15 protein-coding genes are annotated in these 20,222 nt (G+C 60.7%); 6 read left to right on the plus strand and 9 right to left on the minus strand.

The window, feature by feature from the left end:
* The first annotated feature begins 139 nt into the window (after window positions 1–139).
* Window positions 140–865: a 16S rRNA (uracil(1498)-N(3))-methyltransferase gene (locus tag BUA36_RS12180; RefSeq protein WP_072784829.1), complete on the plus strand. Its 726-nt coding sequence runs from the start codon at window positions 140–142 to the stop codon at window positions 863–865.
* A gap of 65 nt (window positions 866–930) precedes the next feature.
* Here BUA36_RS12180 and BUA36_RS12185 read toward each other — a convergent pair whose 3' ends face one another.
* Window positions 931–3,855: a TonB-dependent receptor domain-containing protein gene (locus BUA36_RS12185; RefSeq protein WP_084560121.1), complete on the minus strand. Its 2,925-nt coding sequence runs from the start codon at window positions 3,853–3,855 to the stop codon at window positions 931–933.
* 134 nt (window positions 3,856–3,989) lie between these two features.
* Between BUA36_RS12185 and BUA36_RS30280 the strand changes: the two genes are divergently transcribed.
* Together BUA36_RS30280 and BUA36_RS12190 are read left to right on the plus strand one after the other, a co-directional pair.
* Window positions 3,990–4,307, plus strand: a complete 318-nt coding sequence (locus tag BUA36_RS30280; protein ID WP_139260513.1) for a hypothetical protein — start codon at window positions 3,990–3,992, stop codon at window positions 4,305–4,307.
* A gap of 451 nt (window positions 4,308–4,758) precedes the next feature.
* Window positions 4,759–6,396, plus strand: a complete 1,638-nt coding sequence (locus BUA36_RS12190) for an NAD(P)/FAD-dependent oxidoreductase (protein ID WP_072784831.1) — start codon at window positions 4,759–4,761, stop codon at window positions 6,394–6,396.
* Here BUA36_RS12190 and BUA36_RS12195 read toward each other — a convergent pair.
* The gene (locus BUA36_RS12195) at window positions 6,393–7,760 is read right to left on the minus strand and encodes a GAF domain-containing sensor histidine kinase (protein WP_167544284.1); all 1,368 of its coding nucleotides are present in this window, start codon (window positions 7,758–7,760) and stop codon (window positions 6,393–6,395) included. The two genes, BUA36_RS12190 and BUA36_RS12195, sit on opposite strands and share 4 nt — an antisense overlap.
* Window positions 7,761–8,075: 315 nt before the next feature.
* On the opposite strand from BUA36_RS12195, the gene BUA36_RS12200 reads away from it, so the two are divergent.
* Window positions 8,076–10,766 (plus strand): TonB-dependent receptor, encoded by a 2,691-nt coding sequence (locus BUA36_RS12200; RefSeq protein WP_084560122.1) that lies wholly within the window; start codon window positions 8,076–8,078, stop codon window positions 10,764–10,766.
* A 60-nt stretch (window positions 10,767–10,826) separates the two neighbouring features.
* On the opposite strand, the gene corA is transcribed toward BUA36_RS12200, so the two are convergent.
* Together corA and BUA36_RS12210 are read right to left on the minus strand one after the other, a co-directional pair.
* Window positions 10,827–11,795, minus strand: coding sequence for a magnesium/cobalt transporter CorA (gene corA / locus BUA36_RS12205; RefSeq protein ID WP_072784833.1), 969 nt, complete (start codon window positions 11,793–11,795; stop codon window positions 10,827–10,829).
* 75 nt (window positions 11,796–11,870) lie between these two features.
* Window positions 11,871–12,656 carry an SDR family NAD(P)-dependent oxidoreductase gene (locus tag BUA36_RS12210; protein WP_072784834.1) on the minus strand — a complete coding sequence of 262 codons (786 nt, stop codon included), beginning with the start codon at window positions 12,654–12,656 and terminating at the stop codon, window positions 11,871–11,873.
* Between the two features lie 89 nt (window positions 12,657–12,745).
* Between BUA36_RS12210 and BUA36_RS12215 the strand changes: the two genes are divergently transcribed.
* Window positions 12,746–13,687 carry a GlxA family transcriptional regulator gene (locus tag BUA36_RS12215; RefSeq protein WP_072784835.1) on the plus strand — a complete coding sequence of 314 codons (942 nt, stop codon included), beginning with the start codon at window positions 12,746–12,748 and terminating at the stop codon, window positions 13,685–13,687.
* Here BUA36_RS12215 and BUA36_RS12220 read toward each other — a convergent pair.
* Complete coding sequence (locus BUA36_RS12220; RefSeq protein WP_072784836.1) at window positions 13,659–14,570, minus strand: AraC family transcriptional regulator; 912 nt, start codon at window positions 14,568–14,570, stop codon at window positions 13,659–13,661. The genes BUA36_RS12215 and BUA36_RS12220 overlap by 29 nt on opposite strands.
* Window positions 14,571–14,666: 96 nt before the next feature.
* Between BUA36_RS12220 and BUA36_RS12225 the strand changes: the two genes are divergently transcribed.
* Window positions 14,667–15,401 carry an SDR family oxidoreductase gene (locus BUA36_RS12225; RefSeq protein ID WP_072784837.1) on the plus strand — a complete coding sequence of 245 codons (735 nt, stop codon included), beginning with the start codon at window positions 14,667–14,669 and terminating at the stop codon, window positions 15,399–15,401.
* A 96-nt stretch (window positions 15,402–15,497) separates the two neighbouring features.
* Here BUA36_RS12225 and ntrC read toward each other — a convergent pair whose 3' ends face one another.
* The 4 genes from ntrC to glnA form a co-directional block, all read right to left on the minus strand.
* Window positions 15,498–17,006, minus strand: coding sequence for a nitrogen regulation protein NR(I) (ntrC, locus tag BUA36_RS12230; RefSeq protein WP_072784838.1), 1,509 nt, complete (start codon window positions 17,004–17,006; stop codon window positions 15,498–15,500).
* Window positions 17,007–17,070: 64 nt separating this feature from the next.
* The gene (gene glnL / locus BUA36_RS12235; RefSeq protein ID WP_072784839.1) at window positions 17,071–18,183 is read right to left on the minus strand and encodes a nitrogen regulation protein NR(II); all 1,113 of its coding nucleotides are present in this window, start codon (window positions 18,181–18,183) and stop codon (window positions 17,071–17,073) included.
* Window positions 18,180–18,668 (minus strand): DUF4124 domain-containing protein, encoded by a 489-nt coding sequence (locus BUA36_RS12240; protein ID WP_072784840.1) that lies wholly within the window; start codon window positions 18,666–18,668, stop codon window positions 18,180–18,182. The genes glnL and BUA36_RS12240 overlap by 4 nt, the downstream gene beginning before the upstream one ends.
* A gap of 127 nt (window positions 18,669–18,795) precedes the next feature.
* Window positions 18,796–20,211 (minus strand): type I glutamate--ammonia ligase, encoded by a 1,416-nt coding sequence (glnA, locus tag BUA36_RS12245; protein ID WP_072784841.1) that lies wholly within the window; start codon window positions 20,209–20,211, stop codon window positions 18,796–18,798.
* Window positions 20,212–20,222 lie beyond the last annotated feature (11 nt).

The following is a 20,222-nucleotide window of genomic DNA, read 5'->3' on the forward strand; positions in this document are numbered from 1 at the left end:
GATATCACGAAAGTATGGAAACTGGGCACAAGGGGCGCTGGTGCTGGCACGCGCTCGACGCTTGCTGAGCCCATTATTTTACCAGACGATGACATCCACCATTTAAAATTGCGGCTCTAACCTGACCGGATACCACGCTATGCCCCGCTTTTTCTGCCCCCAGCCCCTGGCGATCGGCCAGCTTGTCGCCCTGCCCGAGGCCGTTGCCCATCACATCCAGGTGCTGCGCCTGGCGCCGGGCGACCTGATCACCCTGTTTAATGGCGACGGCGACGAATACGCAGCGGCGCTGACCGACATTGCGCGCCGCAGCGCCAACGCCGAAATCAAGGCGCATACGCCGCGCGAGGCCGAGTTGCCGTTTGCCGTCACCTTGGCCCAGGCCCTGCCCGAAGGCAGCAAGATGGACTGGATTATCGAAAAAGCCATCGAACTGGGCGTGTCCGGCTTCCAGCCGCTGGCGGCGCAGCGCTGCGTGGTCAGGCTGTCGGCCGAGCGCGCGGAAAAGAAGCTGGACCACTGGCGCGGCATCATCGTCTCGGCGTCCGAACAGAGCGGCCGCAACCGCCTGGCCCAGCTGGCGCCGCCGCAGGACTACAAGCAGTGGATCACCCAGCAGGACCTGCACCGGCGCATCATCCTGACCCCGCGCGCCGAACAGTCGCTGGCCGACTGGGCGCGCCACCAGCCGCCGCAGGCGGTCACGCTGGTGGTCGGACCGGAAGGCGGTCTCAGCGACCAGGAAGAAGCGCTGGCGATCCGCCACGGCGCCCTGCCGCTGGCCATGGGTCCGCGCATCCTGCGCACCGAAACCGCCGCACTGGCCGCGGTCGCCATATTAAGTGCGGCCTGGGGTGGCCTCTAATATATAAGCACCAATAAAAAAACCCCTCTTGCGAGGGGTTTTTAGTTTCTATGCAATGCTGAAGCTTAGAACTTCAGGCTGGCACCGAAGGTTACATAACGGCCCAGTGCATCGTAGGCGTTAGGGAAGGTGTTACCACTGTCCATCGAGGTGGTCGACACGTTAGCACCGACGATAGGCGGCTTCTTGTTGAACGCATTGTTCACGCTCAGGTTGAAGCGCAGGTTCTTGCTGTAGTTCCACACACCCGACAGGTCTGCATAGTTGTAGGCCTTGATGTGCGAGTACTCTGGCAGGAAGGTGCCCGAACCTGGCTCTACATCAACTGCGCTGACATAACGCCAGTTGTAGCCCACTGCAAACTCACCCACATTCCAGGTAGTGCGCTGGTTGAACTTGCGCTTGTACACTGGAGCGGTCGAGTTGCTGATGCTGGCGCAAGCCACCGAGTAGTAACCAACGCAATTACGCGTATCCGAGGTCGGGGTGCCTTTGAAGTCGAACGACTGCACCTGGTTCAGTGCAAACGACAGATCAAAGTTACCGTACTTGGGATCCAGATTCAGCTGACGTGCTTGCAGCTTGTAGTTCACGTTCAGATCGAAACCGCTGGTTTTCTGATAACCGGAGTTCGACAGCGGCGTGAACACACCCTTCGAATCAGCACCGTTGAAGGTACCGTTAGCTGGGTTACGGCCGATCGCCGCGCACGCATCATTGAAAGCGAACGTAGGATTGTTCTTGTAGCAAGCATCCAGAATGTCCGTGGTGCTCAGGCTCGATACGGCTTTGTCGATCTTGATCTCGTAGTAGTCCAGCGAGATGGCCAGCTTAGGCACTGGCTCCCAGACGAAGCCCAGAGTCTTGGTTTTCGCTTCCTCAGGGCCCAGCTTAGGATTGCCGCCGGTCAGATTGTTGATCTGGCCCGACGATGGCACTGGCACCGAACCGACTTCGCTGACTGGCACACCGGTCAGACGGCACAGGTTCGACAGCGTGCCCGCCGTGTTGGCATCCGATTGCTTGATGTTACCCAGCTGGCATGGATCCACTGCCAGGTTGGACAGACCCGTGGTCAGCGGCTGGAACAGCTCGTTGACGTTAGGTGCGCGGGTGGCTTTCTGCACGTTGGCACGGAAACGGATCGATTTGACTGGTTCCCAGTCGCCGCCCAGTTTCCAGCTGCCGTAGCTCTGCTTGGCACCGGCGGTTTCGAACGAGGTCTCGCGGTAGCCGGCTTCAGCATTCAAGCTGCGGAAGAAGCTCTTGTCCTTGATCAGCGGGATTTGCGCTTCAGCCGCGTATTCACGCAGACGGAAGGTACCTACACGGTCCGGCGTAGGCGAACCGGTACCCAGCACTTCACCCTGGATCTGCGAAGCAGCATCCGACTGGGTGCCGGCGACGACCTTGCGCTGTTCAGCGCTGATTGCCATGGTGACTGGCGTACCTGCCCATGGGCTGACGAACTTGTTGCCGAAATCACCCGAGAAGTTCACCGAACCTACGTCTTGCTGTACGTTTTGCAGCAGGATGGCGCTGGAGTTGATGAACGCCAGCTGGGCCGGGGTGATACTGCCAGCAGCGCCGAACACGTTCAGCGGTACGCAGTTGTTCGCCGCATTCACGCAAGCGGTAGTGCTGACAGCATTCAGTGCCTGCTGCACCTTCGACAGCGAACCCCAGTTCAGACGGGTCTGGATCTGGTCGGCGCTGCCGCGGCTCCAGGACACGTCATAGGTCCAGTCCATGAACAGATCGCCTTTGAGGCCCAGGTTGTACTGCAGGGTCTTGTTGTCAAAGTTATTGAAACGCGGGCCCAGCTCGACAAAGCGGCGGTTGACCGTCATTGGCACCAGGGTGGTGTTGCCTACCACGCAGTTCGCTGCCGAAATGCCACGGCGCGCGCAAATCTGCTGGCGTGCGGGTTCAGGGATGTAAGCGTTACCGATCGGCACGCTGAAGACGTTGCCGAAAGTACCCGATTCAGCCAGGGTGGAGCTCACTTTGCTGGCGGTGTAGAACACTTCAGCATACGCTTCGAAGTGATCATTGATCTTGTAGTTGGCCAGCGAGGTTGCCTGGGTACGGTCCAGACCCGTCGCGTAGTAGTTCAGCGGATTGGTATTGTACTGCACCAATGGGCTGACCAGTTTGCCGCTGGCCGGATCGATCTGCCAGTTGCCGGCCAGGGTATCGGTACCACCGGTACCCTTGCCAATCGCGAAACCGGAAGGAATGGTGGTATTGGAGCCGGTCGGCTTGCCGGTTACCGAGCTCAGGCTGGTCACGCCGAAATCACGCGCGCCCTGGGTCACTGGATCCGACACGGTTTTGCCGATGCTCAGCACCACATTGCCACGGCCTTCATCCAGGCTGGCGCCCATGGTCAGGTCGGTACGCTTGCGCTTGCCGTCATGCTGGTCAGCGGTGGCGCCATACGAGCTGGTGATGTCGATACCGGTGAAATTCTTTTTCAGGTTGAAGTTGACCACACCGGCCACGGCATCCGCGCCGTACGCAACCGATGCACCACCGGTCAGCAGGTCGACACGGCTCAGCAGTGCGATAGGAATCGAGTTGGTGTCGACCGTACCGTTCAGATTGAACGGTACCAGACGGCGGCCGTTGATCATGACCAGGGTACGGTTAGGGCCCAGGCCACGCAGGTCGATGGTCGCACCGCCGGCAGAACCGTTATTGGTACCTGGACCGATTGCTGGCACTGCCGCTGGCAGGCCTTTGAAGAATTCTTCCACCGCCACAGGCTGGGACGATTTGATTTCCTCGGCGCTCACGGAAGAAATCGGGCTGGTCGAGGTGGTACCTGGCGTGGTGATACGGGTACCGGTCACTTGCACCGATTCAATCTTCTGCTGCGGTGCCGCGTCTTGTGCAATAGCGTTGTGCATCATTGCGGTCATGCCCACCAGCATCGAGCCAGCGAACATGGTACGCAAGGTACGCGACATCTTTTTCTCTTGAATCATTGTAAAACTCCCATTATTAAACTCCCCGGTTGGAGGAGAAACCTAAACCATCAAAAGGCCATGTTTTATTTAAAAAACCGGCATATTGCGTGGCCAGCCCGAAGGATTCTTTAAACCTGTGATGGATATTAACCTTGGGGCTGAACCGCCCTGGGTTGATTATCAAGGGTGCTGAATCTCGCTTATTGAACCTGGCAAAATGGTTATTTGCAGGCGCAGTGCATGAAACCATTGGGCCGCCAAAACTGTCAACAACGGGGGAGCAATGTTTCGTGAAAACAACGGACCGCAAGCAGCGCAACAATGCAAGAACTTTACGCAATTTTCTTTTGCTGCACCGCAAGATATTTCATTGCACATCTACCAATGCGATATGTAACAATACTTTTATTTATGTAAATCAACGTAAATCAAAATTAAATATTGAGAACAAAGATAATTATTCGCATTGATACTGCCATCACTCGATTGAATTTTACTTAATATTTGTGCAGCGCAATGCGGCCTGTGTATCATTGTTGTTACAAAACTGCGCTTGACTGTCATGGTCATGTCAAAATGGTTATGACAACGTTTATTACCCAAAAGCATTGTCGTTGTTTTCCCGCAACGCCCGTTTTAGGTGCATCCGCCCGAAATTGGTGCATATCAAGGTGCATTTTTAACTTTACTAATGAAGTATGTTTTATCGGATTATCTGATTTAAATATGAAATAAATCCCACATAATCCAGATTAATAATCCCGGCATTATCTTTAAAAAATCAATTCATGAACCAATTCAGGGGATTAGACCGCGCCCCGCCTGAGCAGGTAAAATAACGCCTGCGGCCGCTGTCCGAGGGGACTGGCCGCGACGCTCTCCGCTAGCTACGGAGCCCTATCACCTGCTGGAACACTCACCATGCTGAGACTGAATGAACTCAAGCTTCCGTTGGACCATACGGAAGAACAACTGCCGCCCGCCATCATTGCGCGCCTGGGCATCACGGCCGACGACCTGCTCGGCTTTACCGTTTATAAACGCAGTTATGACGCCCGCAAAAAGTCGGCGATCGTCCTGATCTACTCGCTGGATATCGCCCTCAAGGACGAAGCCGCTGTACTGCAGCGCCATCACAACGACGTGCACATCATGCCGTCGCCGGACACCGCCTATAAATTCGTTGCCGACGGCAAGGCGCTGGCCGCGCACCCGGACTTCCAGCGCCCGGTGGTCATCGGCATCGGCCCGTGCGGCCTGCTGGCCGCGCTGATCCTGGCGCAGATGGGCCTCCGCCCTATCATCGTCGAGCGCGGCAAGGTGGTGCGTGAGCGTACCGTCGATACCTTCGGTTTCTGGCGCCAGCGCAAGCTGAACCCGGAGTCGAACGTGCAGTTTGGCGAAGGCGGCGCCGGCACCTTCTCGGACGGCAAACTGTACAGCCAGATCAAGGACCCGAAACACTACGGCCGCAAGGTGCTGACCGAGTTCGTCAAGGCCGGGGCGCCGGAAGAGATCATTTATGTGAGCAAGCCCCACATCGGCACCTTCCGCCTGGTCAAGATGGTGGAATCGATGCGTGAAACCATCGAGGCGCTGGGCGGCGAATACCGCTTCGAGAGCAAGGTCACTGACATCGATGTGGCAGAAACCGCCAACGGCCGCCAGATCCGCGGCATCACGCTCGAGAGCGGCGAGCAGATCGTCACCAATCACGTGATCCTGGCCATCGGCCACAGTGCACGCGACACCTTCCAGATGCTGTACGACCGCGGCGTATATATCGAGGCCAAGCCGTTCTCGATCGGCTTCCGTGTTGAACACCCGCAATCGCTGATCGACGCCTGCCGCTTCGGTCCCAGCGCCGGCCACCCGATCCTGGGCGCAGCCGACTACAAGCTGGTGCACCACGCATCCAATGGCCGCGCCGTGTACAGCTTCTGCATGTGCCCGGGCGGCACGGTGGTGGCGGCGGCGTCCGAACCGGGCCGCGTGGTCACCAATGGCATGAGCCAGTACTCGCGTAACGAGCGCAACGCCAACAGTGCGATTGTGGTCAGCATTTCACCGGAAGTCGATTATCCGGGCCATCCGCTGGCCGGCATCGCCCTGCAGCGCGACCTCGAAGAGCAAGCCTTCAAGCTGGGCGGCGGCACCTACAATGCGCCAGGCCAGCTGATGGGGGATTTTGTGGCCGGCCGCCCATCCACCGAGTTCGGCGCCGTGGTGCCATCGTACAAACCGGGCATCACGCTGACCGACCTGGCGCAGATCCTGCCGGAGTACGCCGTGACCGCGCTGCGCGAAGCCTTTCCGGCATTCGACAAGCAGATCAAGGGCTACTTCAAGCATGACGCCGTGCTGACGGGCCTGGAGACACGCACCTCGTCGCCGATCCGCATCAAGCGCCGTGACGACACGCTGCAAAGCCTGAACACGCTGGGCCTGTTCCCGGCCGGCGAAGGTGCGGGCTATGCGGGTGGCATCCTGTCCGCCGGCGTGGATGGCATCAAGGTGGCGGAAGCCGTGGCGCTGTCGATGGCCGCGCAACAAGCCTAAGGCTTGGCACTCCGGACCGGCAGCCGCAGCCTGAGGCGGCAGCCGGTGCCAGGAGCACTGGGCGCCACCGCCACCTGCCCGCCCATCTGGTGCACAATCGTGTACACGATGTGCATGCCGAGCCCGGAACCGCCCTGCCCGCGCTTGGTGGTGAAGAAGGGTTCAAACAGGCGCTCGCGCACTTCCTGCGTCAGGCCGATGCCGTCATCGGCAAACTCCAGCAGCAGCCAGTAGGCGCCGCCTTCCAGCGCCATGTGCGCGGCCAGCGTCACCTTGCCCGGACCGCCATCGGGATAGCCATGCTTGGCCGCGTTCATGAGCAGGTTCGACAGCACCTGCGACCAGCGCCCCGTGTCCAGCCGCGTACGCAGATCGGCAGCGATATCGACCTCCACCGTAATGCCCACCTTGCGCAACTCCGGTCCATGCGCCGACACCACGCTCAGCGCATGCTCGCGCAGCCGCACCTCCGATTCATGCTGGCTGCCCTGGTCCACCGCGAGTTGTTTGAAGTTACCGATCAGATCAGCCGCGCGCGCCAGGTTGCGCTCAATGAGCTGCGCGCCTTCGCGCAAACGCTGCACCGTCACCAGCAGTTCGGAACGGCTGACGCGCTCGCCGCTGACGCATTTGAATAAATCCTCGGCATAGCTGGTCATGGTGGACGCGGCCGTGACCGCCACGCCGATCGGCGTATTGACCTCATGCGCCACGCCCGCCACCAGCGTTCCCAGCGCCACCATTTTTTCCTGCTCCACCAGCGTCGCCTGGGCTGCCAGCAGCGCCTCGGTGCGGCGCTGCACCTTGGCTTCCAGCTGCTGCTCGCGCTCCTGGTGCTGCAACTCGGCGGCACAGCGCGCCGCGAAAATCGACAGCAGCGACAGCGCTAGCAGGCGCTTGTCCTCGGAAATCGGTTTGGTGTCGATGGCGGACAGGATGCCCAGGGTCTTGCCTTCCGTATCGATCATGGGCATGCCGATATAGCTTTCCGCCTTCATATCGACCAGCAGCGTGTCTTCCGGGTAATCGGCCTGGATGCCGCTGGCGTGGAAGCACATGCACTGGTCGGTCACGTCCTGGCACGGCGTGTGGCGCAAGCTGTATTCCATATTCGGCAAATAGTCCTGGCCGGCCCATACGGCTAGCGTGCGGATGCCCTCATCGCCGTCGTCCAAGGTGATGACGCGGCCGGCAATGACGTAGGTGACATCCAGCGCATGCGCCAGATCGCGCACCAGGATGCGCAGGAAGTCGTCGCCACGGGCACGCGAGGTTGACGCCGTAATCGACCGCAGCGCAGCCTCGGCCAGCGCCCGCCCATCGGCCGCATCGAACAGCGGCACCGCCTCTTCTAGCTCGCTCATTGCCTGACTCCCCATCGCTAAGTCAGGTCAATTGTATCGTTATTTATCCGCGTAAACATGGTTTTATATTTCGCCCCGCGCTAGCACGTTCCCGCTATAAATATCCAAATACTTTGTATTTTTGTGTAAAAAACTCGTTATTTTTGGGAAAAACCGCAGGAAGTGTTGTTTATTTCAACGCTGTTACAGAAGCACAATTGACCGTGCGTGACGGCGAGTGGTCTGATGACTCGCCTGAATAATTTCAGTGATGGATTATTCATAGTGTAAGTTTCAATAACAAAGAAGCAAGAAACACCCCCAAGGAGTTGATCAATGATGATGGAAACTGTTTTGTCGCGATCGCTGCGTGTGATGTTTGCAAGCGGCGCCGCCCTGATGCTGGCACAACCGGCATTCGCCCAAGACGCGCCGATCCAGCGCGTAGAAATTACCGGTTCGGCAATCAAGCGTATCGACGCTGAGACTGCGGTGCCGGTCACCGTGGTGAAGATGGCTGACCTGAAGAAGGAAGGCATTACCACGATCGAGCAAGTCATGGCCAACCTGAGCGTGTCGCAAGCAGCCCAGGGCACCAGCCAGGTGGTCGGCGCCAGCACCGGCGGCGCCTCGTTTGCCGACCTGCGCGGCATCGGCGCCAACAAGACGCTGGTACTGCTGAACGGCCGTCGCCTGGCAAACAATGCCTACGACAGCTCGGCGCCTGACCTGAACATGATCCCGTTTGCCGCGCTGGAACGCGTGGAAGTGCTGCGTGACGGCGCCTCGGCGCTGTACGGTTCGGATGCAGTGGGCGGCGTAATCAACTTCATCACCAAGAAAGACTACCAGGGCGGCACCATCACCGTGGGCGCGGACAATCCGCAGCACGACGGCGGCTTTGCCAACAACTTCAACGCCGGCTACGGCTGGGGCGACCTGGACAAGAACGGTTTCAACATCTTCGCGATGGTGGACCACCAGGAACAGCACCGCATCGGCGGCACCCAGCGTGACTTCAACACCCGCTATGCGGGCGGCCTGTCGGCCTCGACCTTCCCGGCCAACTGGGCGCAAGGCGACCTGGCGGGCAACCCTGCCGGCCCAGGCTGCACCACCGGCAGCCACCTGATCCCTGGCAAGAACGGCCAGTGCCAGATGACCACTTCGTCCTTCGTGGACTACGTGCCGAAGAGCGAGCGCACCACCGGCCTGGTCAAAGCCACCGTCAAGATCAATGAAAACCACGAGCTGGGCATTGAATTCCTGTCGACCCAGAGCAAGGTCCAGAGCGCGATTGCCCCGGTGCCTTACGGCGGCCTGTACATGAACCGCCTGCGTCCGGACGGCACGCCGAATCCGTACTTCCCAACCGCAGCCGGCCTCGATCCAAACTATATGGACGCCGACGGCGCCGCCACGGCCGGCGTCAAGCCTGGCTTCGTCAGCGCACGCTGGCGCGACCTGCCTAACGGCGCCCGTGCGGATGAAAACATCAACAAGCAGCAACGCCTGGTCGTCTCGATGACCGGCGTGCTCGCTGGCTGGGACTACACCGGCGCCGTGACCTACAATGAAAACAAGGTCAAGGAAAACCTGTACGGCTACAGCGACGGCGGCATCATCACCCAGGGCGTGCTGGATGGCGTGATCAATCCGTTTGGCGACCAGAGCGCCGCCGGTACCGCGCTGCTCAACAGCGCCGCACTGAACGGCAACATCCAGAACGCCAAGGGCACCAGCAAGGGCGCCGACCTGAAGCTCAGCCGCGAAGTCGGCGACTGGTTCCAGAACGGCCACCAGGCAGGCCTGGCAGTTGGCGTGCAATACGAGCACCAGGAATTCCGCAGCGCAGCCAATCCGGAGTTTGCCGCCAAGGTAATCGCCTCCACCGGTATCGATCCAAACACCCTGAACGAAGGTTCGCGCAATGTCTCGGCCTTCTTCAGCGAACTGAACGTGCCGGTGCTGAAAAACCTGGACGTGACCGCTGCCGTGCGTTACGACAAGTACAGCGACTTTGGCCATACCGCCAATCCGAAACTCGGCTTCCGTTTCCAGCCAGCCAAGGAAGTGCTGTTCCGCGGTTCGTACTCGAAGGGCTTCCGCGCGCCGTCGCTGTATGACATCAATGCTGGCAACGCATACACCAACGCAGCCGACACCTTGAACGATCCGAAAAACTGCCCGGCCGGCGTACCACAGCCAGGCAAGCCAGCATCGGCCAACTGCGACCAGCAGTTCCAGGTGCTGAACGGTGGCCAGCAGGGCCTGAGCCCTGAGCGTTCGAAAAACGGTACCGTAGGTGTGGTGTGGGAGCCGATCAACAATCTGTCGGTGAGCGCTGACTGGTGGTCGATCCGCCTGACCCAGCAGATCGGCAGCCTGGCTGACTACGACGTGCTGAACAACCCGGACCTGTTCGCTTCGCACATCATCCGCAACGCCTCGGGCAACCTGGCCGTGGATGGTTCGCAGTGCCCTAATCCGGTCACCTGCGGCTACCTGGACCTGCGTACCCAGAATCTGGGCGACATGAACACCAATGGTGTCGACCTCTCGGCCAACTACCGTCTGCGCACCAAGGACTACGGCAACTTCACCTTCGCCTACAACGGTACCTGGGTACACAAGTATGAGTACCAGAACTTTGCGGGCGACGAGATGCACAACAAGGTGGGCGTGTACTCGGGCGACGGTCCTATCTTCCGCTGGCAAAATACGCTGAACCTGAACTGGAATCAGGGCAAGTTCGGCGCCGGTCTGACGGGTCACTACAAATCGGGCTACGTCGATCAGGTCACCGACAACGATCCAACCCACCGTGTGGCGTCGTACACCACGTTCGACGGCTACGGCTCGTGGACCGCAATGCGCGGCCTGACCCTGACCGTTGGCGTGCGCAACCTGTTTGACCGTGAACCGCCGCTGTCGTACCAGTCGGGCCATTTCCAGGCTGGCTATGACCCGCGCTACACCGACCCAACCGGCCGTACTGCTTACGTCCGCGCGACCTACGACTTCTAATCGTTGATCGCCGATTCCCGGTGGTCCTGAGTATGCTCAGGACCACCGGGATTTTTTCGTCTACAGCCAGCCAGACTTTTTGAAGCGCCGGTGCAGATACAGGCACACCGCCACCATCACGCCGACCGCCATCGGGTAGCCATACTTCCAGTCCAGCTCCGGCATGTATTTGAAGTTCATGCCCCACAGGCCCGCAAACGCGGTAACGATCGCGAAGATCGCCGCCCATGCCGCCAGCCGTTTATTCACTTCGCTTTCTTCTATTGCCACCATCGACAGGTTGACCTGCATCGCAGTGGCGATGGTGTCGCGTATGCCGTCCAGCGAGCTGCTGATGCGGTGCAGATGGTCGTGCACATCGCGGAAGTATTCCTGCGTGTCCTGGCACATCGATGGCACGCGGCCACCGTGCAACCGTCCCACCGCTTCCATCAGCGGCGACACCACGTGGCGCACCAGCGTGACCTTGCCCTTCAGTTCATACAGGCGCTGGATGTTGTCGCGCTGGCGGCCCTGCGTGAAGATCATCTCCTCGATTTTCTCCAGCTCCGTCTCCAGCATATCCAGCACCGGGAAGTAGCGGTCCACCACCGCGTCCATCAGCGCGTACAGCACGAAGGCCGGGCCAAGGCGCAGCATGTGCGGCTCCTTCTCGGCGCGCGCACGTACGCCCAGGAAGCCTTGCTGGCTCTGGCCGTCGCGCGACGACAGCACGTAATTCTGGCCGACGAAAATATCGACTTCGCCCACCGCCACTTCACCCTCATGGCATTCAATCGTCTTCACCACCACGAACAGCGAATCGCCATACTCTTCGATTTTCGGGCGCTGGTGGCCGCGGCTGGCGTCTTCCACAGCCAGTTCGTGCAGGCCGAATTCTTCCTGCATCTTGGCCAGTTCTTCAGGCAGGGCGTCGCGCAGCGCCACCCAGACAAAGGTTTCCGGTTTCTCGACATACTCGCTGATGTCTTCGACCGGTATGTCGGCCAGTTTCTTGCCATCCTGGTAGGCCACACAATTAATCAGCATACGGTTTCCATCACAAAAAGCGAAGCCCCTGGCTTCGTCAGCCAAGAGCTTACCTCAAACCGTTGCCGTGCCGGGTTACGCGGCGGTTAAGTAACGCACGCCCGGCTTGTTGCGCGACAGGTTGGCAGCCAGCGCATGGCGCCCCTGCTCCATGCGGTTGAAGTCTTCCAGGTCCGGCAGCGACGGCACTGTCACCAGCTCGCGCTGGTCGAAGCCCGCCAGTGCGGCATCCACCAGAGCTTCCGGCGTCATCACCCACTCGGCAGGCAGGTTCTCGACTGCATGGCCGGCGCGGTCCCAGAACGGCGTCGCAATGGCGCCCGGCAGCACGGCCTGCACCTGCACGCCTTTGCCACCCAGCTCATGGTGCAGCGATTGGCTCAGCGCCAGCACAAAGGCCTTGCTGCCGCCATAGACGCCATTCAGCAACTCCGGCTTGAGCGCGACAATCGACGCGATGTTGATGATGGCGCCCTCGCCGCGCGCCACCAGGCCGGGCGCCAAGGCGCGGGTCAGTCGCGTCAATGCGGTCACGTTCACATTGATCATGGTGTCCAGCTCTTCCGGCGTCGAATCGATGAGCGGCTTCACCGCACCCAGGCCGGCATTGTTGACCAGCAGGCCGATGCTGCCATCGCTGGCCAGGCGCTGCTCGACGCGGCGCAGGTCTGCGTTCACGCCCAGATCGGCGGCGATGGTGTCCACCTTGCGCCCCGTAGACGCTTCCAGTTGGGCCGCCAGTGCGGCCAGCTTGGCGCCATCGCGCGCCACCAGGACCAGGTCATAGCCACGGCGGGCCAGACGGTCTGCATACACTGCGCCTATGCCCGAGGACGCGCCAGTAATCATTGCGGTTGTCATGTTGTCTGCTCCTTTGATTAAGTTGACAGGGCCAGTGTAGAGGCGCAGACTAAGGCCCATGTGAAGTAGATACCTCATTTTGGGACATCATGAAAAAATCCCTCGGTTTGATGCTTTTCCCCGGTTTTCAGATCGTCGATCTGGCAGCGGTGACCGTCTTCGAGGTGGCCAACGCCATGCCGGGCGGGCCGTATTACGACATGCACATGCTGTCCGAGCATGGCGGTGCGGTGATGAGTTCCGCCGGCGTGCCGGTGGTGACGCAGCGCTTTGATGCACCGGCCTTCGATACCATCATGGTCGCAGGCAGCATGGACCTGATCCGCTCCACGCCTGGCTTTCTCGACTTCCTGCGTGAAGCCAGCCTGGCATCGCGCCGCACGGCCAGCATCTGCACCGGCGCGTTCTGCCTGGCGGAAGCGGGCTTGCTCGATGGCCTTCGCGTTACCACGCACTGGGCGCTGGCGCGCGAGCTGCAACGCCTGTATCCCAAGGCGAAAGTGGAGGAAGACCGCATCTTCATCCAGAGCGATAACGTGTGGAGTTCAGCCGGCATGACGGCGTGTATCGATCTCGCGCTGGCCCTGGTGGAAGCTGATCACGGCGCTGAACTGGCGCGCGCGGTGGCACGCAAGATGGTGGTGTATCACCGTCGCACCGGTGGCCAATCGCAGTTCTCGGCGCTGCTGGAACTGGAGCCAAAATCGGACCGCATCCAGACCGCCCTGACCTACGCCAAGCGCAATCTGCGCAAGCCCTTGTCGGTGGACGAACTGGCCGATGCGGCACACCTGAGCCGCCGCCAATTCAGCCGCGCGTTCCGGCTGGAGACCGGTCAATCGCCAGCCAAGGCGGTGGAGACGCTGCGCGTGGAAGCAGCGCGCAACATGATCGAAGAAGGCAATCACGCCATCGACGTGGTGGCGCGCGAAGTGGGCTTTGATGATCCCGAACGCATGCGCCGCGCCTTCATCCGCGCCTACGGCGTGCCGCCACAGGCGATCAAGCGGGCAGCGCGTTCGGTGGCGTAAGCGCGTAACGCGCAGGCGGCAAGCCCACGTGCCGCGTGAAGGCGACGCTGAAAGCGCTGGCCGATCCATAGCCCACACGCTGCGCCACCTCGGCCACGCTGTTCTGCGCGCGCAGCAGATGCCTGGCCTGCGCCATCCGCCAGCGCAACAGATACGCCATCGGCGCCACGCCCACGGCGCGGTTGAAGCGTTCAAAGAAAGCGGAGCGCGACAGGGCAGCTTCCTTCGCCAGTTGCGCCACCGTCCATGGCGCGGTGATTTCTCCATGCATGCGGCGCAGCGCCTGCGCCAGCCGTTCATCAGCCAGCCCGCGCAGCAGGCCTGGCGAAGCAGCAGTGCCCGCGCTTGAACGCAGCGCTTCAATCAGCAGCACTTCCAGCAGGTGCGCAAGCACGACATCGCGTCCCGGCCTTTGCGCGCGCGATTCGCCACTGACCAATTGCACGATGGTGGCCAGGCGCTGCTCGCCACGTATGTGGATGAGCTGCGGCAGTAGCGACACCAGCAGCGCCGCATCGGGCGAAGCGAACTCGCAATGGCCGACCAGCAGCACAGTTTGCGCCACGCCGCCGGTGTCGCCGAGGCGGAACTCGCCATGTGGCAGCTGAACCGGTGCAGCGTCGGGGACGTCGTGTGGTGGCGGCTGCATGCTGGTCATGGCAAAGTCGTGCGACTCGGGAATCAGCACAAAATCGCCCTGCTGCAGCGGCAACGGCGCCTGGCCGCTGACGGTCAGGCAGCTCTCGCCTTCCAGCACCACACAGTAGAAAGGCTGGCCCGCGTGCGAGCGGCGCACACGCCAGGCGCCCGCAGCGCCGACAACTTTCGAAAACCGCGCACGCGGCTGCAACAGGGAGACAACTTCGGCAAGCGGATCAACCATATTTGGACTCTTGCTAATGAAACGTGGACTAACGATTATAGTCAGTCTTGCGGCAGACAACTACAGTGGTGGCACATTCACCTCACTGGAGTTCACATGAAAACCATCCTCATCACCGGTTGTTCGTCCGGCTTTGGCCTGGAAACCGCGCGCCATTTTCTGGAGCGCGACTGGAACGTCATCGCCACCATGCGCGATCCACGCGACGACCTGCTGCCACGTTCCGCGCGCCTGCGCGTGCTGCCGCTGGACGTCACCGATGCAGACAGCATTCGCCGTTTGATCGAGGCGGCGGGGCCTGTCGATGTACTGGTCAACAATGCCGGCATCGGCATGCTGGGCGCATTGGAAGGCAGCAGCATGGCCACAGCGCGCGAGGTCTTCGAGACCAACACGCTGGGCACCATCGCCATGACGCAAGCAGTGCTGCCGCAGTTCCGCGAACGCCGCGCGGGTGTGGTGATTAACGTGACGTCAAGCGTGACTTTGAAAGCGCTGCCGCTGCTATCGGTCTACACAGGTAGCAAGGCGGCGGTGAATGCGTTCACGGAGTCATTGGCACTGGAGCTCAAGCACTTCAACATCCGCGCGCATGTGGTGCTGCCGGGCCGTGCACCGGGCACCAGCTTTGGCGCGAACGCGAAGCAGCGAGTCCAATTGTCGGAGGCTTACGCGGAGCTGACGGATAGCGTGTTTGCAGGCTGGGCGCAATCGACGGAGGAAGTGACGGAGGCGATTGATGTGGCAAAGGCGGTGTGGCTGGCAGCGACGGATGCCGCTGCCCCAATGCGTATCGCCGCCGGCGCAGACGCGGTGACACTGATGTCATGACACCACATGCGGGAATCGTTTACCCCGCAATGCGGCGCACAGGGGTCTGACCCCGTGCGGGGTCAGACCCCAAACTTTTGGGGTTGACTGTGCGGCTCAATCATCCTTTGCGCCGTCGATGCCCAGTTCGGCGATCTTGCGGGTGATGGTATTGCGGCCGATGCCCAGACGTACTGCCGCGTCGTTCTTGCGGCCGTGCGTATGCTTGAGCGCTGTGCGGATCAGTGCCGATTCAAACTGACGGCCCAGCACTGCCATCACTTCCTGCTGACCGCCACTCAGCATCTGCGCGGCCTGCGTCTCCAGCAAAGCTAGCCATGCATCCGGCGAACCCGCCGGGCTGCTTGCCTCTGCGGCGGACGACACCGAAGTCACCGTGCCATGATGCTGCTGCGCGCTATACGTCTCCGGCACCGACGCCGGCGACGACGATCCGGATGATGCACTGCCCTTTTCCTGCGTCAGCTCCAGCGGCAGATCCTTCACTTCCACCGTCTGGCCGGGCGCCATCACCGTAATCCAGTTGCACAGGTTTTCCAGCTGGCGCACATTGCCCGGCAGCTCAAGGCTGCACAGGAACTGCAGCGCGGCATCGCTCATGCGCTTGGCTTCCACGCCGAGCTGCTTGGCGCTCTGCACCAGGAAGTGACGCACCAAAATAGGGATGTCTTCACGCCGCTCCCTCAAACTGGGCAGGCGCAGGCGAATCACGTTCAGGCGGTGATACAAGTCTTCGCGGAACAAGCCTTCGCGCACGCGCTGCTCCAGATTCTGGTGCGTTGCCGTAATCACGCGCACATTTGCTTTCAAGGGCTGATGGCCGCCGACGCGATAGAAGTGACCATCCGACAGCACGCGCAGCAAGCGCGTTTGCAAATCGAATGGCATGTCGCCGATTTCATCGAGGAACAGCGTGCCGTTTTCCGCCTGCTCAAAACGGCCGCGGCGCGTGGTCTGCGCGCCAGTAAAGGCGCCGCGTTCGTGACCGAACAATTCAGACTCCAGCAGATCTTTCGGAATCGCCGCCGTGTTCAACGCGATGAACGGCTGCGATGCGCGCGGCGAGTGCTTGTGCAGCGCGCGCGCCACCAGCTCTTTGCCGGAGCCGGATTCGCCGGTAATCAGCACCGTCACATTCGATTGCGACAGGCGGCCAATGGCGCGGAAGACTTCCTGCATCGCCGGCGCCTGCCCCAGAATTTCGGGCGTCTCGGCCGGGCCGGACTCCACGCTGGTTTCGCGCAAGCTCTCATCGAGCGCGCGGCGGATCAGCTCCACCGCCTTGTCGATATCGAACGGCTTGGCCAGGTACTCAAACGCGCCGCCCTGGAACGCCGCAACGGCGGAATCCAGATCAGAGAAGGCGGTGATGATGATGACCGGCAGGCCCGGGAAGCGCGACTTCACCAGTTGCAGCAGGTCGAGGCCGGAGTCGCCCGGCATGCGGATGTCGGACACCAGCACTTGCGGCGTCTCGTACTCCAGCGCGGCGATAGCATCGCGCGCGTTGGCAAAACTCTTGGTGGCCAGGTTCTCGCGGGCCAGTGCTTTTTCCAGTACCCAGCGGATCGATTCGTCGTCGTCTACTATCCAGATTGGCTTCATGTGTTGTGTGTATTCCGCGATGGATCGTCAATCAAGGGACTCGGTCCGCACTGCCCGCCGCGGCTTATGGCAACGGCAGCAGAATGCGGAAATCCGTAAATCCAGGCCGGCTCTCGCACTCGATCACGCCCATGTGCTGTTGCACGAAGGTCTGTGCCAAGGTCAGTCCCAGGCCGCTGCCGCCCTCCCTGCCAGATACCAGCGGATAGAAGATGCGGTCGCGGATCTGGGGTGCGATACCCGGTCCATTGTCAATGATATGCAAGTCTAATGCCAGCCCGTAACGGACCTTGGCCAGCGTGACCTGCCGCGCCACACGGGTCTTGAAAACGATCTGTGCGTCGCCTGCTTCGATCTGGGCCGACAGCGCTTGCGCTGCGTTGTGGGCGATGTTGAGCACTGTCTGGATCAGCTGCTCTTTGTCTCCTCGGAACTCGGGGATCGATGCGTCGTAGTCGCGCAGGATGGTCAGGCCGGACGGGAACTCCGCCAGCATCAGGCTGCGCACGCGCTCCAGCACTTCGTGGATGTTGACGTCGCCTACGATGTGCGGCCGGCGGTGCGGCGCCAGCAGACGGTCCACCAGCGTTTGCAGGCGGTCCGCTTCCTTGATGATGACTTGCGTGTACTCGCGCAGCTGCACCGCGTGCGCGCCCGGCAGCTCCATCTCCAGCAGCTGCGCCGCGCCGCGGATGCCGCCCAGCGGATTCTTGATCTCGTGCGCCAGGTTGCGGATCAGTTCCTTGTTGACCTGGCTTTGGTCGAGGATGCGCTCCTCGCGGTCCAGCTTGAGGTGCTGCAGATGCTCACGCAGCTCAATCAGCAGATGACCGGCCGGTTCATCCAGCGCCGACACGATGCTGTGCACATGCAGCGGATCGCGTCCTGCGCGTTCCAGCGTGAGGTCCTGGCGCAGGTCGGAAAACTTGTGCTCGCGCGCCTGCGTGCAGATATTCTCAAGTTCATCGGGATTGACGAACTGCGCGCTCAGCGTCTGCCGCGACAAGGCCTTGAGCGAGCTTTCCAGCAGGTTCTCGGCGGCGGCGTTGACGTAGACGATATGGCCTTCGCCATCCAGCAGCACCACGGCGGACGCCAGCAACTCCAAACCGGCCAGCGATGGCGGGCGGTGAATCGCGGCAGCCGCGCGGGCGGCGATATTACTGACTATGCTCATCGGATATTGGCAATCTCACGTTTCAAGGCATCGACATTTTTTTCCGAGCGGCTGATGCTGTCGCGCAGCGCCGCCACCCGTTCCTGATACTTCGCATAATTGCGTTCGTCGCCGCGCCGTTCCGGCTCACCGCCGTTGAACTCGCGGCGCAGCTCGTTCAGCTTTTGCGTTTCCGCTTTGAGTTCTTCGTCCAGAATGCTGCGGCGGTCATCGTCGCGCGCGCGCTGCTCGCTGCTGTCGACACGGGGAAAACTACCGGGGGTTGCGACCGGCGCCGGCTGCGCGTTGCGCGGTGAAGGCGCGGTGCGGCGTGGTGGCGCTGGGATCGTCATGCCGGGCAGGTCCATCGGTTTGCAGTAGCTGCCACGATTGGTGTCCGTGTACTCCACACTGCCACCGGGCAGCTGGCATTTGTAAATCTGTGCGTGCACCGCCGGTGAGGCCAACAGCGCCAGCAGCACACTGAGTTTCAACTTCGTTGTCATTCGTAATCCGTGGGTGGAAACTGTCCATCCCGAATATACAGTATCCAAAGAAAAACGCGGGGAAAGCACAGCCTGCCCCGCGTTCTTTGCTGGTACCGCAGGCGCCGGCCGGGCCGGCGCGTTGCGATTACAGCGAGTAGTACATGTCGAACTCAGCAGGGTGAGTGGTCATGCGCATACGTTGTACGTCTTGCATTTTCAGTTCGATGTAAGCATCGATCATCGAATCGCTGAACACGCCGCCACGGGTCAGGAACTCGCGGTCTTTGTTCAGGTTGTCCAGTGCTTCTTCCAGCGATGCGCAGACGGTTGGGATCAGTGCATCTTCTTCTGGCGGCAGATGGTACAGATCTTTCGATGCTGCTTCGCCTGGGTGGATCTTGTTCTGGATACCGTCCAGACCTGCCATCAGCAGCGCTGCGAAGCACAGGTAGACGTTGGCCAGTGGATCCGGGAAGCGGGTTTCGATACGGCGGCCTTTAGGATTGGCCACGTGTGGAATGCGGATCGATGCCGAACGGTTTTTCGCCGAGTACGCCAGTTTCACTGGTGCTTCGTAGCCTGGTACCAGACGCTTGTACGAGTTGGTGCCTGGGTTGGTGATCGCGTTCAGTGCTTTGGCGTGCTTGATGATGCCGCCGATGTAGAACAGCGCGTCTTCCGACAGGCCGGCATAGCCGTCGCCAGCGAACAGGTTTTTGCCGTCTTTCCAGATCGACTGGTGCACGTGCATGCCCGAACCGTTGTCGCCAACGATAGGTTTCGGCATGAAGGTCGCGGTTTTGCCGTAGCTGTGGGCGACGTTCCAGACCACGTATTTCAGGTTCTGGGTCCAGTCAGCACGCTCAACCAGGGTCGAGAACTTGGTGCCGATTTCGTTCTGGCCAGCGCCAGCCACTTCGTGGTGGTGCACTTCCACCGGGATGCCCAGCGATTCCAGGATCAGGCACATTTCCGAACGCATGTCCTGGAAGCTGTCCACTGGTGGCACTGGGAAGTAGCCGCCTTTGACGGTAGGACGGTGGCCGCTGTTGCCGCCTTCGATTTCCTTGTCGGTCGACCACGACGCTTCGTCGGAGTCCACTTTGACGAAGCAGCCGGACATGTCGATCTTCCAGCGTACGCTGTCGAAGATGAAGAATTCTGGTTCCGGGCCGAAGTAGGCGGTATCGCCGATGCCCGACGATTTCAGGTAGGCTTCAGCGCGCTTGGCGATGGAGCGTGGGTCGCGGTCATAGCCCTTGCCGTCAGCAGGTTCGATCACGTCGCACTGCATGAACAGGGTGGTCTCTTCCATGAACGGGTCAATGCGCGCGGTGTTTGGATCCGGCAGCAGGATCATGTCCGAAGCTTCAATGCCTTTCCAGCCGGCGATCGAGGAACCGTCGAACGCGTGACCCGATTCGAACTTGTCGATGTCGAAAGCCGACACTGGCACGGTAACGTGCTGTTCTTTACCACGGGTATCAGCGAAACGGAAATCAACGAATTTAACTTCGTTTTCCTGGACCATTTTCAGAACTTCTGCGGCTGTGATTGCCATGCGTATCTCCT

Source organism: Duganella sacchari, from assembly GCF_900143065.1.
Taxonomy (GTDB): Bacteria; Pseudomonadota; Gammaproteobacteria; order Burkholderiales; family Burkholderiaceae_D; genus Rugamonas; species Rugamonas sacchari.